At 66.3% G+C, this 14,838-nt stretch carries 14 protein-coding genes; 8 read left to right on the top strand and 6 right to left on the bottom strand.

The window, feature by feature from the left end; genetic code table 11:
- The 8 genes from Q0082_RS13810 to Q0082_RS13775 form a co-directional block, all read left to right on the top strand.
- Positions 1-1,548, top strand: a 1,548-nt coding sequence (locus tag Q0082_RS13810; protein WP_298193618.1) for a cytochrome ubiquinol oxidase subunit I, incomplete at its 5' end; no start/stop codon positions are given.
- 12 nt (positions 1,549-1,560) lie between these two features.
- Positions 1,561-2,709: a cytochrome d ubiquinol oxidase subunit II gene (gene cydB / locus Q0082_RS13805; RefSeq protein ID WP_298193615.1), complete on the top strand. Its 1,149-nt coding sequence runs from the start codon at positions 1,561-1,563 to the stop codon at positions 2,707-2,709.
- Between the two features lie 15 nt (positions 2,710-2,724).
- Entirely contained in the window at positions 2,725-2,841 is a 117-nt protein-coding gene (cydX, locus tag Q0082_RS13800) for a cytochrome bd-I oxidase subunit CydX (RefSeq protein ID WP_292929958.1), read from the top strand.
- A 28-nt stretch (positions 2,842-2,869) separates the two neighbouring features.
- A complete protein-coding gene (locus Q0082_RS13795) occupies positions 2,870-3,667 on the top strand; it encodes an SDR family oxidoreductase (RefSeq protein WP_298193610.1) in 798 nt (265 codons plus the stop codon).
- A complete protein-coding gene (locus Q0082_RS13790) occupies positions 3,667-4,650 on the top strand; it encodes an NADPH:quinone reductase (protein ID WP_298193609.1) in 984 nt (327 codons plus the stop codon). Before Q0082_RS13795 ends, Q0082_RS13790 begins: the two co-directional genes overlap by 1 nt.
- Before the next feature lie 94 nt (positions 4,651-4,744).
- Positions 4,745-6,109 (top strand): peptide MFS transporter, encoded by a 1,365-nt coding sequence (locus Q0082_RS13785; RefSeq protein ID WP_298193607.1) that lies wholly within the window; start codon positions 4,745-4,747, stop codon positions 6,107-6,109.
- Positions 6,109-6,849: an aldolase gene (locus Q0082_RS13780; protein WP_298193605.1), complete on the top strand. Its 741-nt coding sequence runs from the start codon at positions 6,109-6,111 to the stop codon at positions 6,847-6,849. The genes Q0082_RS13785 and Q0082_RS13780 overlap by 1 nt, the downstream gene beginning before the upstream one ends.
- Positions 6,839-8,074, top strand: a complete 1,236-nt coding sequence (locus Q0082_RS13775; RefSeq protein WP_298193604.1) for an MFS transporter — start codon at positions 6,839-6,841, stop codon at positions 8,072-8,074. The genes Q0082_RS13780 and Q0082_RS13775 overlap by 11 nt, the downstream gene beginning before the upstream one ends.
- On the opposite strand, the gene Q0082_RS13770 is transcribed toward Q0082_RS13775, so the two are convergent.
- From Q0082_RS13770 to Q0082_RS13745, 6 genes are all read right to left on the bottom strand, one after another.
- On the bottom strand, positions 8,071-8,850 hold the full coding sequence (locus Q0082_RS13770) for an enoyl-CoA hydratase-related protein (RefSeq protein WP_298193602.1): 780 nt from the start codon (positions 8,848-8,850) through the stop codon (positions 8,071-8,073). The two genes, Q0082_RS13775 and Q0082_RS13770, sit on opposite strands and share 4 nt — an antisense overlap.
- Entirely contained in the window at positions 8,847-10,919 is a 2,073-nt protein-coding gene (locus Q0082_RS13765) for an acetate--CoA ligase family protein (protein ID WP_298193599.1), read from the bottom strand. The genes Q0082_RS13770 and Q0082_RS13765 overlap by 4 nt, the downstream gene beginning before the upstream one ends.
- The gene (locus tag Q0082_RS13760; RefSeq protein ID WP_298193597.1) at positions 10,916-12,064 is read right to left on the bottom strand and encodes an acyl-CoA dehydrogenase family protein; all 1,149 of its coding nucleotides are present in this window, start codon (positions 12,062-12,064) and stop codon (positions 10,916-10,918) included. Before Q0082_RS13760 ends, Q0082_RS13765 begins: the two co-directional genes overlap by 4 nt.
- On the bottom strand, positions 12,064-12,624 hold the full coding sequence (locus Q0082_RS13755) for a thioesterase family protein (protein ID WP_298193594.1): 561 nt from the start codon (positions 12,622-12,624) through the stop codon (positions 12,064-12,066). The genes Q0082_RS13760 and Q0082_RS13755 overlap by 1 nt, the downstream gene beginning before the upstream one ends.
- Positions 12,608-13,666 carry an alpha/beta hydrolase gene (locus Q0082_RS13750; RefSeq protein WP_298193592.1) on the bottom strand — a complete coding sequence of 353 codons (1,059 nt, stop codon included), beginning with the start codon at positions 13,664-13,666 and terminating at the stop codon, positions 12,608-12,610. Before Q0082_RS13750 ends, Q0082_RS13755 begins: the two co-directional genes overlap by 17 nt.
- A partial coding sequence (locus Q0082_RS13745; protein WP_298193589.1) for a cytosine permease occupies positions 13,663-14,838 on the bottom strand: 1,176 nt, incomplete at its 5' end. The genes Q0082_RS13745 and Q0082_RS13750, both read right to left, overlap by 4 nt.

The following is a 14,838-nucleotide window of genomic DNA, read 5'->3' as shown; positions in this document are numbered from 1 at the left end:
TTGACCGCGCTGTACCATTTCCTGTTCGTGCCGCTCACGCTCGGCTTGTCGTTCATTCTGGTCATCATGGAAAGCGTCTATGTGATGACCGACCGCCCGATCTGGCGGGATATCACCCGATTCTGGGGCAAGCTCTTCGGCATCAACTTCGTGCTGGGCGTCGCAACCGGCCTGACCATGGAGTTCGAGTTCGGCACCAACTGGTCCTACTACTCGCACTACGTGGGGGACATCTTCGGCGCGCCGCTGGCGATCGAGGGGCTGATGGCCTTCTTTCTCGAGGCAACCTTCGTCGGGCTGATGTTCTTCGGCTGGGACAAGCTCACCGCACGCCAGCACCTGTTCACGACGTTCATGGTCGCGCTCGGGTCCAATTTCTCGGCGCTGTGGATCCTCATCGCCAACGGCTGGATGCAGCACCCGACGGGCGCGGCGTTCAACCCGGTCACGATGCGGATGGAAGTGACCAACTTCTATGACGTGGTGTTCAATCCCGTCGCGCAGGCCAAGTTCGTGCACACGGTGAGCGCAGGCTATGTCGCGGCGAGCGTCTTCGTGCTCGGCGTCTCGGCCTGGTACCTCCTCAAGGGGCGCCATCTCGAACTCGCCAAGCGCAGTTTTGCCGTGGCCGCGGCGTTCGGGCTGGCCTCGGCGCTGTCGGTCGTCGTGCTCGGCGACGAGAGCGGCTACACGCTGACCGACAACCAGAAGATGAAGCTCGCCGCGGTAGAGGCCGAATGGCACACCGAGCCGGCGCCGGCAGGGATCGCGGTGTTCGGCCTGCCCTCGAACGCGGGGCGCGAGACGCTCTATGAGGTCAAGATCCCCTATGTCCTCGGCATTATCGGCACGCGCAGCCTGACGGGGCAGGTCGAGGGGATTTATCCGCTGGTCGCCCACGCGCGAACACGCATCGAGCATGGGCTGGTGGCCTATGATGCCGTGGAAAAGCTCAAGGTAAACCCCAGGGATGTGGCCGCGCGCGCGCAGTTTGAAAGCGCGAAGGACGATCTCGGTTATGCGCTCCTGCTCAAGCGCTTTGTCGCCGATCCGCGCAAGGCCGATGCTGCAGCGCTCGACAAGGCGGCGTGGTCCACCGTGCCCAATGTGCCTGCGCTGTTCTGGTTGTTTCGTGGCATGGCGGGGCTTGGCTTTCTGTTCATCGGCTTTTTCGCGACCGCGCTGATCCTCGCCAACACGCGCCGCTTCGATGCGAAGTGGTTCCTGCGCGCGGCGGTCCTGATGATCCCGCTGCCGTGGGTCGCCATCGAGCTGGGCTGGCTGGTGGCCGAGATCGGACGGCAGCCCTGGGCGGTCGACGGCGTGCTGCCGACCTTCCTTGGCGCGTCGAGCCTGACGACTGGCCAGATCTGGACCACCATCGCGGGCTTCACCTTGCTCTACAGCGTGCTCGCGGTGATCGAGATCCGGCTGATGGTGGCGACGATCCGCAAGGGGCCGGAGGGTTTTACGCCCTGGCAGCCGCGCCGTGATCCGGTGCCGCCGCCTGCCACGCCAAGCCCGTTCCACAGCGTCCCGGCCGAGTGAAGGAGCGCGGACATGGCCCTGCCGCTTGATTACGAGACGCTGAGGTTGATCTGGTGGGTGCTGATCGGCGTGCTGCTGATCGGCTTCGCGCTGACCGATGGCTTCGATCTTGGCGCAATGGCGCTGCTGCCCTTCGTCGCGCGCAACGATCTCGAACGGCGCATGGTGATCAACACGGTGAGCGCGACGTGGGAAGGCAACCAGGTGTGGTTCATCCTGGGCGGCGGGGCGATCTTCGCGGCCTGGCCTTATGTCTATTCGGTCAGCTTTTCGGGCTTCTACCTCGCGATGTTCCTCGTGCTGGCGGCGCTTATCCTGCGGCCGGTAGGCTTCAAGTATCGCTCCAAACGACCCGAAGCTTCGTGGCGCGCACGGTGGGACTGGGCGCTGTTCACCGGCGGCCTCGTTCCCGCGCTCGTGTTCGGCGTTGCGGTGGGCAATGTCCTGCTGGGCGCGCCGTTCCGCCTCGATGGCGATCTGCGCACGTTCTACGAAGGCTCGCTGCTGGGCCTGTTCAGCCCGTTTGCCGTGCTGGCGGGGCTGCTTTCGGTGGCGATGCTGGTCATGCACGGGGCTGGGTGGCTGGCGATGAAGCTTGAGCCTGGGCCAGTTCAGTTCCGCGCGCGTCGGTATGGTGCGCTCGCCGCGGCGGCCGCGTTTGTGCTGTTCGCGGCAGGCGGAGCCTTTGTCGCATGGGGCGGGTTGGGCTTCCGCATGGCCGAGGTGATCGAAACGGGCGGGCCGTCCAATCCGCATCTTGCCCGCGCAGTAGCGGCGCCCGGCGCGTGGCTTGCCAACTTTGCCGACCATCACTGGATGATGGCTGCGCCGGTCCTCGGCCTGTTCGGGCCGGTGGCCGCGCTGGCAGGTCTGCGTTTGCGGCGCGATGCGCTGGCCTTTGCCGGATCCTCGCTCGCGGTCGTGGGCATCATCGCGACGGTCGGGCTCTCGATGTTTCCGTTCATTCTGCCCAGCTCGATCGATCCCGTGTCGAGCCTCACCGTCTGGAATGCTTCGTCCAGCCACCTGACGCTGTTCATCATGCTGGTGGTCGTGCTCGTGTTCCTGCCGATCGTGCTCGCTTACACGACCTGGGCCTACCGCGTTATGTTTGGCCGCGTCGGTGCCGAAGAAGTTCGCCTGAACCCTGACATGTACTGAGAGAAAGCAGACGCGATGTGGTATTTTGCTTGGATCCTCGGCCTTGGGCTTGCCGTCAGTGTCGCGATCCTCAATGGCATCTGGCACGAATTCCATTCTGATCCGGCCAGCGACCGGACCGTGCACGACTGAACACGGCATCCGGCAGGGATCACGAAGCATGGATCGGCGCATCGCCGTCATTTCGGCTGCGGCGAGTGGCATTGGCCTCGCAATTGCCGAGGCGCTCTGCGCGGACGGCTGGCGGGTTTATGCCGGTGATCAGGATGCAGCGGCGGTCTTGGCGCTCGGTCCCGAACGGGATGAGCTTGCCGCCATGGTCTGCGATGTGAGCGATGCCGCGTCCGTCGAGCACTTCTATGCGTGGATTGGCAGCGACCTTGCTGTGCGGGGCGCGGCAGGCATCGACCTTCTCGTCAACAACGCGGGCATCGCCGGGCCGACTGCCCGACTGGAAGACCAGCCGGTCGACGCGTGGAATGCGACGATCAGCGTCAACCTCAATGGCACGTTCCTGATGACGCGCCATGCCATCCCGCTGCTGCGCCAGCGCGCGCCGGGTTCGGCCGTCATCACCATGAGCTCGACCGCAGGGCTGTTCGGCTGTCCGCTCAGGGGGCCCTATGTCGCCAGCAAGTGGGCGCTGATTGGCCTTACCAAGACTTTGGCGATGGAGCTCGGCCCTGCCGGCATCCGCGTCAACGCCATCTGTCCCGGCAGCGTCGAGGGACCGCGGATCGACCGTGTGATCGCCGCAGATGCCGCCGAGCGGGGCCTGACGGTTGCCGAGGTCGAGCACGAATACAAGCGGCAGACCTCGCTGCGAACCTTTGCCACCAAAGAGGATGTGACGGCGATGGTGCGCTATCTCATGTCGCCCGCAGGGGCGCGCATTTCCGGGCAGGCGATTGCGATCGACGGCCATACTGAAAGCCTGTCGCTGGATATGGAGGCCTGATGCGCGCTGTCTGGTACGAGGAGACGGGCCCTGCCGAGGCCGTGCTGCGGCTGGGTGAGATGGACGATCCGCAGCCCGGTCCGGGCGAGGTTCGCGTCCGGATGCACGCTTCGGGGGTCAATCCGTCCGACGTGAAATCGCGCGCCGGTCTGCGCGGTCCGATCGCGTTCCCGCGCGTCATTCCGCATTCGGATGGCGCGGGGATTATCGATGCGGTGGGCGAGGGCGTGGCACCCGCACGGATCGGCTCGCGCGTGTGGGTATGGAACGCGGCCTATCGGCGGCCCTTCGGCACCTGCGCCGAGTTCGTCTGCCTGCCCGAGGCGCAGGCTGTGCCCTTGCCCGACGGCACCAGTTTCGAAGCAGGCGCCTGCCTTGGCATTCCGGCCTCGACGGCCTGCCATGCCGTGTTCGCCGATGGTGACGTAACCGGGCAGACGGTGCTCGTCACCGGCGGTGCGGGCGCAGTTGGGCATTATGCCATCCAGCTTGCTCGCTGGGGCGGCGCGCGCGTGATCGCGACGGTAAGCGGTCCGGAAAAGGCGGCGGCGGCTGAGGCGGCGGGCGCGCATGCGGTCGTCAACTACCGCGAGGGCAATGTCGCGGAGGCGATCCTTGCAGCCAATCAGGGCAGTCCGGTCGACCGAGTGGTCGAGGTGGAATTCGGCGGCAATCTCGCCGTCACTACCGAAGTTCTGGGCGAAGGCGGCGTCATCGCGGCTTATGGCTCCATGGCAGATGCCGAGCCCCGGCTGCCGTTCTATCCGTTGATGTTCCGCCACGCGGCGGTGCGCATGCTGCTTGTCTACCTGCTGTCTGAAAAGGAGCGCGCGGCGACCGTCGCGAGATTGACCGCTGCGCTGGAGGCTGGCGCCCTGCGCCATGCGATCGCGGCGACGTTCGCTCTGGCTGATAGCGCCAAGGCCCATGAGGCGGTCGAATCCGGCCAGCTGATCGGCAATGCCGTCATCACTGTCGATTGACTTAGCGATTGACGAAGCGGGCGAATATCGCCCATCCCCTGCAGGATCGCACGGCGTGAACGGACGCCCGGCGAACCGGGGGTGAGACAGGATAATGGCGGCCGAAGAGCAGCATTTCGAACAATTCGCCGGCCATCCCAAGGGGGTTTATTACCTCGCCTTCACCGAAATGTGGGAGCGCTTCTCGTTCTACGGGATGTCGGCGCTGCTCACACTCTACATGGTGAAGGAGCTCTTGCCGCTCCACGCCGACAAGGTGATCGGGCTGGCGCCGCTGCGCCATGGGCTCAGCTTCAATGGCACGATGAGCGACGTCGCCTTCGCCTCGATCATCTATGGCTGGTACGCGGGGCTCGTCTATTTCACGCCGATCATCGGCGGCTGGGTGGCGGACCGGATTCTCGGCCCCAAGAAGACGGTGCTTATCGGCGTGCTGCTCATGGCCGCGGGTCATGCGGCGATGTCGTTCTACGAGACCTTCGTGTTCGCGCTGATGCTGCTCATCGTGGGATCGGGCTTTCTCAAGGGCAATATCTCGGCCCAGGTCGGCACGCTCTACCCGCGCGAGGATGAATCGCGCCGCTCGCAGGGCTACACGATTTTCGCGACCGGCATCAATATCGGCGCAGCAAGCGGCCCGGTTACGACCGGCCTTGTGGCCGCGATCTGGGGCTTTCACGCCGGCTTCGCGGTGGCGGCCGTGCTGATGCTGGTCGCCATGGTCGGCTACATCATGGGCCAGCGCCATCTTCCCGATTTCAAGCCGGTATCGGGCACGCGCGAGAAAGCACCGCCGCTCACGCCGGCCGAGCGCCGGCGCGTGGCGGTGCTGATCTTCGTGATCGCGCTGACGTTCCCGGCCGAGATCACCTATCCAATGGTCTGGAGCATCGGCATTCTGTGGGTCGACCAATGGGTCAACCTCGCAACACCGCTCGGCACCGTGCCTTCCAGCTGGTTTGCCGGCATGGATTCGTTCGGATCGATTCTTGCCGCGCCAATCCTCGTGGCGCTGTGGGGCTGGCAGGCAAAGCGCGGGCAGGAGCCGGCGAATGTCACCAAGCAGGGCATCGGCACGGCGATCGTCGCATTCGCCGCGCTGCTCTTTGCCTTCGCCAACTGGGGCGTGACAGAGCAGCACAGCGTCGGCGCCTTCTGGGCGATCGCGGGCTGGCTGATCATGGGCCTCGGCTGGATGTACTACTGGCCGACGACGATGGCGATCGTCAGCAAGGCGGCGCCGCCGCGCGTCGCCTCCACGCTGATGGGTGTTGCCTTCCTCTCCCCATTCGCCGCGCATGTCACGGCCGGCTGGGTCGGCAGTTACTTCGATACGATGAGCCCTTCGGCGTTCTGGACGATGGACGCTGCCATCGGCATCGCAGGCGCTCTCGTCATCCTGCTGCTGCGCAAGCCGCTCATTCGCGAGCTTGACGGCACGCCGGAGCCCCGGTCCTGATGGACGAGGCCGAGTGGCAGGCGCGGGTTGACCTTGCGGCGAGCCACCGGCTGGCGGTGCATTTCGGCTATAACGAAGGGATCGACAACCACTTCACGCTGCTGGTGCCGGGCTACACGGACCGCTTCTTTCTGGCGCCCTTCGGCCTGCACTGGTCGGAGATCCGCGCGTCCGACTTCCTCGTGGTCGATTTTGCGGGCAACAAGCTCGTGGGAGCTGGGCCGGTCGAGGAAACCGCCTTCCACATCCACGCGCCGCTCCATGCCGCCCGGCCCGATGTGCGCTGCGTGATGCATACCCACATGCCCTATGCCACCGCACTTAGCATGCTGGAGGAGCCGGAACTCCTGATGGCGAGCCAGAACGCGATCGGCTTTGCCGGGCTCGTGGCGCTCTGCGATTATGCCGGTTTTGCGCTGGACAGCGGCGAAGGCCGGCGCATGGCGGCGGCGCTGGGCAACAAGGCAGTGCTCCTCCTGCGCAACCACGGCGTGGTGACAACGGGCAGCACCGTCGCGGAAGCCTTCAACACGCTCTATTTCTTCGAGCGCGCCGCGATGACCCAGATCCTCGCGCAATCGAGCGGACTGAAGGTGCGGCTGGTGGGCGAGCCGGTCCTGAGCCGGACAGTCGCGCAGTATACCAGCTCCGCCGAGGTCGAGGGGCTCGACCGCATCGACCTGCACTTCGCCGCGCTCAAGCGGATGCTGGACCGGCAGGGATCAGACTATGCGCGCTGAGGCCGGCGCCCGCCACATCACGGCGCCGCTGGTGCTCGTCGCTCTCATGGCGACCAGCCTGTTCATCAACTACATCGACCGCGGCAACCTCGCGACCGGGGCGACGCAGATCCGCGCCGATCTCGGCCTCAGCGCCACGGCTTACGGCGCGCTCGCGGCGGGTTTCTACTTTGCCTATGCCTTCTGCCAGCTCCCGGCAGGCGCGCTGTCAGATCGGCTGGGCGGAAAGCTGGTGCTCGGGCTTGGCGCTTTGCTGTGGTCGGTCTCGACGCTGCTGACGGGGTTCGTGCAGGGCTTCTACGGCCTCTTCATCCTGCGCCTGATGCTGGGCATGGGCGAGAGCGTTGCCTTTACCACCACCTCGAAAATCATCGCGAGCAATGTGCCGAAGGCGCAGATGGGGCTTGCCAACGGACTGATCGGCTTCGGCTACCTCGTCGGCCCGGCAGCGGGCACCCTGATCGGCGGCATGCTGATGGCGCGGTGGGGCTGGCGGCCGACCTTCATCCTGTTCGGCGCGCTCTCGCTGGTGTGGTTGCTGCCGTGGAGCCGGGTACAGATCCGCGAGGCCCGGCCTGCCGAGACACTGGCCCGGCAGGCCGTGACCATGCGCCAGATCCTCTCGCGCCGTGCGCTCTGGGGGGCTTCGCTCGGGCACTTCGCGGGCAACTGGAACTGGTATTTCATCCTCGGCTATCTGCCGATGTACCTCGAAATGCAGCGCGGCTTTTCGAAGGAACAGATGGCTGAGGTCGTCTCCAGCGCCTACCTCGTCAATGCACTGGCCGCGCTGGCGGCAGGCTGGGCGTTCGACAAGCTGATCGCGCGCGGCTGGTCGCCTTCGCTCACGGTGAAGGCACCCCTCGCGCTGGCGCACCTGGCAGGGCTGGGCTGCATGCTCGCAATGCCGTTCATGCCCCTCGGGGCCTGCATCGCGCTGCTGTTCGTCTATGAGATCTTCCTCGGGTTCTCCTCGCCCGCCTATTTCATGATCCCGCAGATCATGGGCGGGCCGCCTGCTGCGGCGCGCTGGGTGGGGGTGCAGAACATGATGGGAAACATGCCGGGCATCATCGGCGTGTTTTTTGCCGGCGTTCTCATCGATGCGGGCGGCGGCTCCTACGGGACCGCGTTCCTCCTGGCGGGGCTGGTCAACGTGCTCGGGCTGGTCGGCTGGCTGGCGATCCTGCCGCGCGTTGCGCCGGTCGATTGGGAGGCGCTTTAGCGGCCCTTCCACTGCGGCGCGCGGCCCTCGGCAAAGGCGCGTGGGCCTTCGAGCGCGTCCTCCGATTGCAGCATGGCCTGATAGGAGGGAATGGCGCCGCTGCGCATGTGCCTGTAGCCCGCTTCCACTTCCATGCCGGCGGTGTCGCGCAGGATATCGCGCGCAGCCGTGATCGCGAGCAGGGCGGCGCGGGCGATGATCGTGGCCAGTTCCAGCGCGGCGTCAAGCAGCGTCTCGCCCGGCACGACACGGCTGGCAAGGCCGAGTGCGGCGGCTTCATCGGCATCCATGCGCCGCCCGGTGAGGATCATTTCGCGGGCGATCCGTTCCGGAATGGCTTTGGGCAGGCGCAGCAGGCCGCCGGAATCGGGGAGCATGCCAAGCTGCGCTTCGGGCAACCAGAACTTCGCGGTCTCGCTCGCAACGATCAGGTCCGCCGCGAGCGCGAGCTCGAACCCGCCACCGACGGCAAGGCCGTTGACCGCGGCGATGACGGGTTTGGTCAGGCTGAAGTATTCGGTGAGGCCCGCAAAGCCGCCCGGGCCGTGATCGGCATCGACCGCCTCGCCGTCATTGGCCGCGCCCAGGTCCCACCCGGCCGAGAAGAAGCGCCCCGTACCAGTCACGATTCCCACGCGCAGCGCCGGATCGTCGTTCAGCGTCCTGAATGCGGCGTAGAGTTCAAGGCTGGTCGCAACGTCAATGGCATTGGCTTTGGGGCGATCGAGCGTGATGACGAGGATGCCATCGCGGTTTTCGAGCTTCACGGCGCTCATGACTGGGGCTCCCTGATGCGGATCAGCGCGTCCACGGCGACGGCACCAGATGGGAGCGCGAGCAGCGGGTTCACGTCCATTTCCTCCAGCCGGTCCGCATGGTCCATGGCCCATGCGGCGATCCGGGTGATAGCATCGACGAGCGCCGCCATGTCGCAGCCCGGCTTGCCGCGATAGCCGGCGAGCAACTTGTAAAGCGGAAGACCCGCCAGCGCCGCTTCGATAGCGGCGTGGCTGGCCGGGAGCAGGACCTGCGCCGTCTGGCGCAGCAGCTCGACGAACACGCCGCCCGCGCCAAGGGTAAGGAACAGGCCGAACTGCGGATCGCGGCCCACCCCGACGATAAGCTCTGCCACGGCGCCGCTCACCATTTCCTCGATCAGAAACGTGCCCGAAAGACCGCTCATGCCGCGCGCGGCGGCAATCAGGGCTTCGCGGCTGGCGAGGTTCAGCGCGACACCGCCCAGTTCGGTCTTGTGCGCAAGATCGGCGCCTACTGCTTTGAGAACAAGGGGAAACGGCGCAGGCAGAACGGTGGCCGGGTCTTCCAGTTCCGCAACGGTGAGGACCTTGCCCCGCGCGATCGGTACGCCTGCGGCGGCGAGAGCGGCCTTGCTGCGGACTTCATCCCATGTTGCAGGCTCGCCCGGCACAACGCTTGGCATCTCGGGCAGGGCATCTGCAGCCGCTCTCGCCCAGATCTCGCCGATGCTGGCAGCGGCGGCAATGGCGCGCAGGGCCTCGGCAAGACCGGCGGCGGGGACGATGCCATCGGCAAGCAGCGCGGCGGCGACCGCTTCGGGCATTGTCTCGGCGAGCGAGCTCACCACCATGCGCACGGTGCCGGGGCTGGCGGGCCGGGCGCAGGCATCGCGGAACGCGGCGAGCGTCACGTCCCAATCGGCTGCCGAGCAGCGGTCGGCGCGGGGAAAGTCGAGGATCAGCAGCGATGCTTCGAAATCCGCGCCGAGCATCGCGCCGAAGCACGCCGTCGTCGCGCCGAGATCGCCCCAGATATAGGTGTGGTAATCGAGCGGGTTCGCGACATGCACACGCGGGCCGAGTACCTCTTCCAGCGCGGCCTGGGTGGCGGCCGGAAAGTCCGGCGTTGCAAGGCCCGCTTCCTCGGCCAGATCGGCGGTGAGCGAGGCTTCGCCGCCCGAGCAGCTGGCGCTGGTGATGCGCCGCCCCCGCAAGGGGCCAGCGACATGCAGCAGCTTCAAGGTTTCGAGGAACGTCGCCGGGTCGTGCGCGCGGGCCACGCCAAGCCGCGCGAACAGCGCATCGACCAGGGCATCGGCCCCGGCGAGCGAACTGGTGTGCGACATGGTGAGCGCTGCGCCCTTCGCCGAGGCACCTGTCTTGAGCGCGATGATGGGAATGCCCGCCGCACGTGCGGCAAGGCAGGCCTGCGAGAAGCGCGCGACCGAGCCGAGGCCTTCGAGGTGGAGGCCGATGGCGCTGACCCGTTCGTCGGCGATCAGGGCTTCGATTAGGTCCGCCGGTGTGACATCGGCGCAATTGCCGACGGAAATGACGTAGCCGATGGGCAGCCCGCGCGCTTGCATGGTGAGGTTGAGCGCGAGGTTGCCGCTCTGGCTCACGATGGCGACACCGCGTCCGGCGTCGATGGGCGGGCAGCCGTGCTGGTCCGGCCAGAGCGCAACCCGGTCGAACAGATTGAGCATGCCGTAGCAATTGGGGCCGATCAGCGGAACGCCAGCTGCGGCTTCGAGCAGCGCGGCCTGCCGTTCGCGGCCCTCCTGGCCGCTTTCGGCAAAATCGGCGGCGTAGCAGATTGCCCCGCCGGTGCCTTTCAGGTCGCCTGCCAACGCGATTGTCGCGGGCGCGGGGGCTGCGACAAACACCGCATCCGGCGCGGCCGGCAGCGAGGCCATGTCCGCAAAGCACGGCAGGCAGGCCATCTCGGCGCGCTTCGGGTTCACCGGCCAGATCGGCCCGGCAAAGCCCAGCGCACGGCACTGGCGCACGGCTTCCTCGGCCGCCTTGCCGCCGACGATGGCCAGACTGCGGGGGCGCAGCAGGCGGGACAGCCGATTTTCGCTCATGCCTCCAGCGGACGCAGCAGCGCGCGGCTGATGATGTGGCGCTGGATCTCGCTGGTGCCATCCCAGATCCGCTCGACGCGGGCATCGCGCCAGAATCGCTCGATGGGAAGCTCGTCCATCAGGCCCATGCCGCCGAAGATCTGCAAGGCGTTGTCCGTCACGCGGGCGAGGGCTTCGGACGCGAACAGCTTGGCCATCGCCGCATCGGTATCGGTCATCGTGCCTTGATCATCCTTCCACGCAGCGCGGAAGGTGAGGAGCTCGGCGGCTTCCAGCTCGGTCTTCATGTCCGCCAGCTTGAAGCCGGTGCCCTGGAACTTGCCGATGGCCTGACCGAACTGCTTGCGCGTGGCGGCCCATTGTGTCGCCATTTCGAGCACGCGTTGCCCGCGCCCGACCGAGGTGGTCGCGACCTGCAGGCGGGTCGAGCCAAGCCACTGGCCCATCAGCTCGAAGCCTTTGTCGAGCTCTCCCAGCAGCGCGGAGGCGGGGACGCGGCAATCCTCGAAGATCAGCTCGCACTGGTGATAGCCGCGGTGCGAGACACATTTGGGGCCGCGGCGCCTGGTCAGCCCCGGTGTGTCGAAATCGACGAGGAAGCAGCTGATCGTCTTCTTGCCGCCAGCCTCACCCGTTGCCGCGCAGAGGATCACGAAATCGGCGACATCGGCGTGGCTGATGAAGTGCTTTGAGCCGTTGATGACGAAATCGTCCCCATCCCGGCGCGCAAACGTGCGCATCGAGCGGACGTCGGACCCCGCATCGGGTTCGGTCATGGCAAGGCAATCGTGTCGTTCGCCGCGGATCGTGGGCAGGAGGTATTCCTCGATCTGGCTGCCCTCGCAGCCGCGCAGGATATTGCTGGGGCGCGCGATCATCATCTGGAGGCCATAGCTGGCACGGCCCAGTTCGCGCTCCATCAGCGTGGTGTCGAAGGTGCCGAGGCCGCCGCCGCCAAGTTCTGCGGGCATGTTGACCGCATAGAGGCCAAGGTCCTTGGCCTTGCGGCGGATGTCCTCGGCGAGGTCGGCGGGCACGCTGTCAGTGTCCTCGACCAGCTTCTCGTGCGGATAGAGTTCGGTCTCGACAAAGCGGCGGACTGTTTCGACCAGCATCTGCTGTTCGGAAGAAAGTTCGAAATGCATCACTTGGTATCCCGTCTGATCCCGATGGAGCGGCCGACCTGCGCGGGGCGTTCAAGCCCGGCGTGGGCGGCCCGCACGGCGTGAACCCGCGCGTGAAGCTCGGGCGGCATGGGGGCCGATCGGCCGGCGTTCATGTCGACATGCACCAGCATCTGCTCACCGGTGGCGAGAAGCGCGCCGGTCTCGCCGTGATGCATGGTGTGGAAGATGTGCAGGCGCTTGTCGTCGGCGTCGATCAGCTGGAGCGCGAGGTCGAGCGGATCGCCGAGGTGGGCTTCAGCAAGGTTGAAGATCATCGTCTGCACGGTGAACAGCGAATGCCCGCCCGCGCGGTAGGCTTCGTCGATGCCGATCTTGCGGAAGAAGGCGTCGGACTGGTCGCCGAACACAAGGAGATAGCAGCTCTCGCTCATGTGCCCGTTGTAATCGACCCATTCGCGCGGGACAGTCGGGCGGATGAGGCGCAGCGGGGCGGGGATCGCCTCGCCGGGCTGGAAGGGATCGGCTGCGATGCCTTCGAGCGGCGTGGTGAGGCCGTGGGGTTCATTGCCCTGCGGCATGATGCGGTTCCTTTGCAGAGGCAGCCCAGGCGCAGACGCCAGCTGTGGTTCCCTTGGGCAGATCGGCAGCCTGCACAAGGCCGGGGAGCCGTTTCGCGCGGCCCTGCGCGCAGACCAGCGTCTGATGGCCATGCCCCGCGACGTCGAGCAGAACCTGATCCCAGTGGCGGTACTGCACATCGTGGCCTTCGCCGGGATAGCGGCGGAAGGTGACTTTGCCGGCGACTCTTGCGGCCCAGTATTCGCCTTGCGCGGGTGGGACGAGCGGGTCGGCCTCACCATAGATGAAGTAGGCCGGGGCGGGAAACGCTGTGACCGGCGCGGGGGCATCGCAGAAGCGGCGATACTCGCGCGCGACGGCGCGGGCGTCACCGTGCTGTCCGGCGATGAAATAGGCATGCGCGCCTTCATCAGCAGCACGGTCGGCAAAGCCGCGGACTTTCGCGGCGACGCTGTCCGTCGGCATGGCCCAGAATGCGCGCGGCGAACTGACCTGCTTTGCGAGGCTGGCTTCCAGCGCGGCGGGATCGGCCGTGCAGACGGGGTTGTCGGCCGGGACCTGCGCTATGGCGGCGAGCATGTGCCACGAGGTGATGCGCTGCGGCATCGCGGCAGCAACGTGGCCGGCGTAGGCACCGCCGCCGGAGATGGCGACGAGGGCAAACTGTCCGACCCTAAGGTGGGCGAGGACCTGCTGCACTTCGCTCGTATAGTCGGCGAAGGTCCAAGCCGGGTCAAAGGCGGTATCGCCAAGGCCGTTGCGCTCGACCGCGATGATGCGGACATGCAGGCGGCGGCGCAGGGTATCGAGGAAAGCGACCAGTTCGGGCGCGCGGGCGCTGGTGCCGACGCCGCCGACGAAGAGCATGGGGCGCCAGCCGTGCTCGCCCGTGTCGGTATAGTGGACGGTGCGGCCTTCGCTGGTCGAGAGGCTCTGCACAGGCGTGCCGATGGAATCGAACTGATCGGGGAAGGCAATCGGCTCTGCTCGCACCGGAACGGCGAGCGCAAGCAGGGATAGCACCGCGATGTGGCGGATCATCGCACCGGTTCCGTTTCCAGATTGCGGTCCAGTTCGGGAATCTGCGCAAGTTCGGCCGCGAGATCGAGATTGCGGCAAAGCAGCAGATAAACCGCAGCCGAAACCGGCAGGCCAACGAGCATCGAGATGTCCGCCCCGCCAAGGCTGCGCGCGACCGGACCGACATAGAGCTCGGTCTTGAAGAATGGGATCATCGCGGCAAAGCCGACGGCATAGGCAGTCAGGCCGCGCCAGTTCCAGCGGCCATAGAGGCCATCGGCCATGAACATCGCTCGGATCGAATAGACGCCCTTTCGCACGAAGAAGAAGTCCGCAAGGTTGATCGCGGTCCACGGCGTGAAGAGATAGACCAGCACGCCGAGGAAGGCTTCGAACTGGTGGAGCACGTTGCCGCCCATGCCGAGCGATAGCGACAGCGAGGCGATCAGGCAAACGATCAGCGCCGCGAGGCGCGCCCGCGCGCCGAGCGGGATCGGGCGCAGACTGTCGATCACGCTGAGCAGGGTCAGCGAAGATCCATAAAGGTTGAGCGAGGTGATCGTGATGAGGCCGAAGAAGCTGGCTGCCAGCATGAACAGGCCGAACCCGCCGAACATCGCATCCGCGCTGCGGCGCAAAGCGACCACGATATCGGGATCGGTGAAGGTCGCCCCGGCAAAGGCGCCCACCAGCATCATCCACGTGCCGCCGATGAAGGCGCCGCAGAAAGTCCACAGAAAGGCGGACTTGATGCCGACTTCGCGCGGAAGATAGCGCGAGTAGTCCGAGACATAGATCGACCAGCTGAGCTGGTAGCCGGCCGCCGCGAAGAACTGCACGAGGAACAGCGTGGATTTGAACTCTCCCGGTTTCAGCAGCGCGCCGAGATCGAAGGCGGTGAAGAAGCCAAGCGTATAGACCGCCAGCGCGGCCAGCATGATGTAGGCCAGAACGCGCTGCGTGGCATGGATGACGTCATAGCCGATCCCCGCGACCAGCGCGGCAACCAGGCCGAAGCCGATGATCGCGGGCGCCTCGGGTAGGCCGACCAGTTCGTGCAGCGTACTGGCGGCAAGCGACTGGTTGAGCGCGTTGAAGCCGATGTAGGTGAACAGCGCGACGATCCACACCAGCAGCGCGCCGATATAGCCGAACTGCGGGCGCGACTGGATCATCTGCGGCAGGCCGAGGTG

Origin of the sequence: Novosphingobium sp., from assembly GCF_027489515.1 — a bacterium.
Classification (GTDB): Bacteria; Pseudomonadota; Alphaproteobacteria; order Sphingomonadales; family Sphingomonadaceae; genus Novosphingobium.
This window is presented reverse-complemented; position numbering and strand designations above follow the sequence as displayed.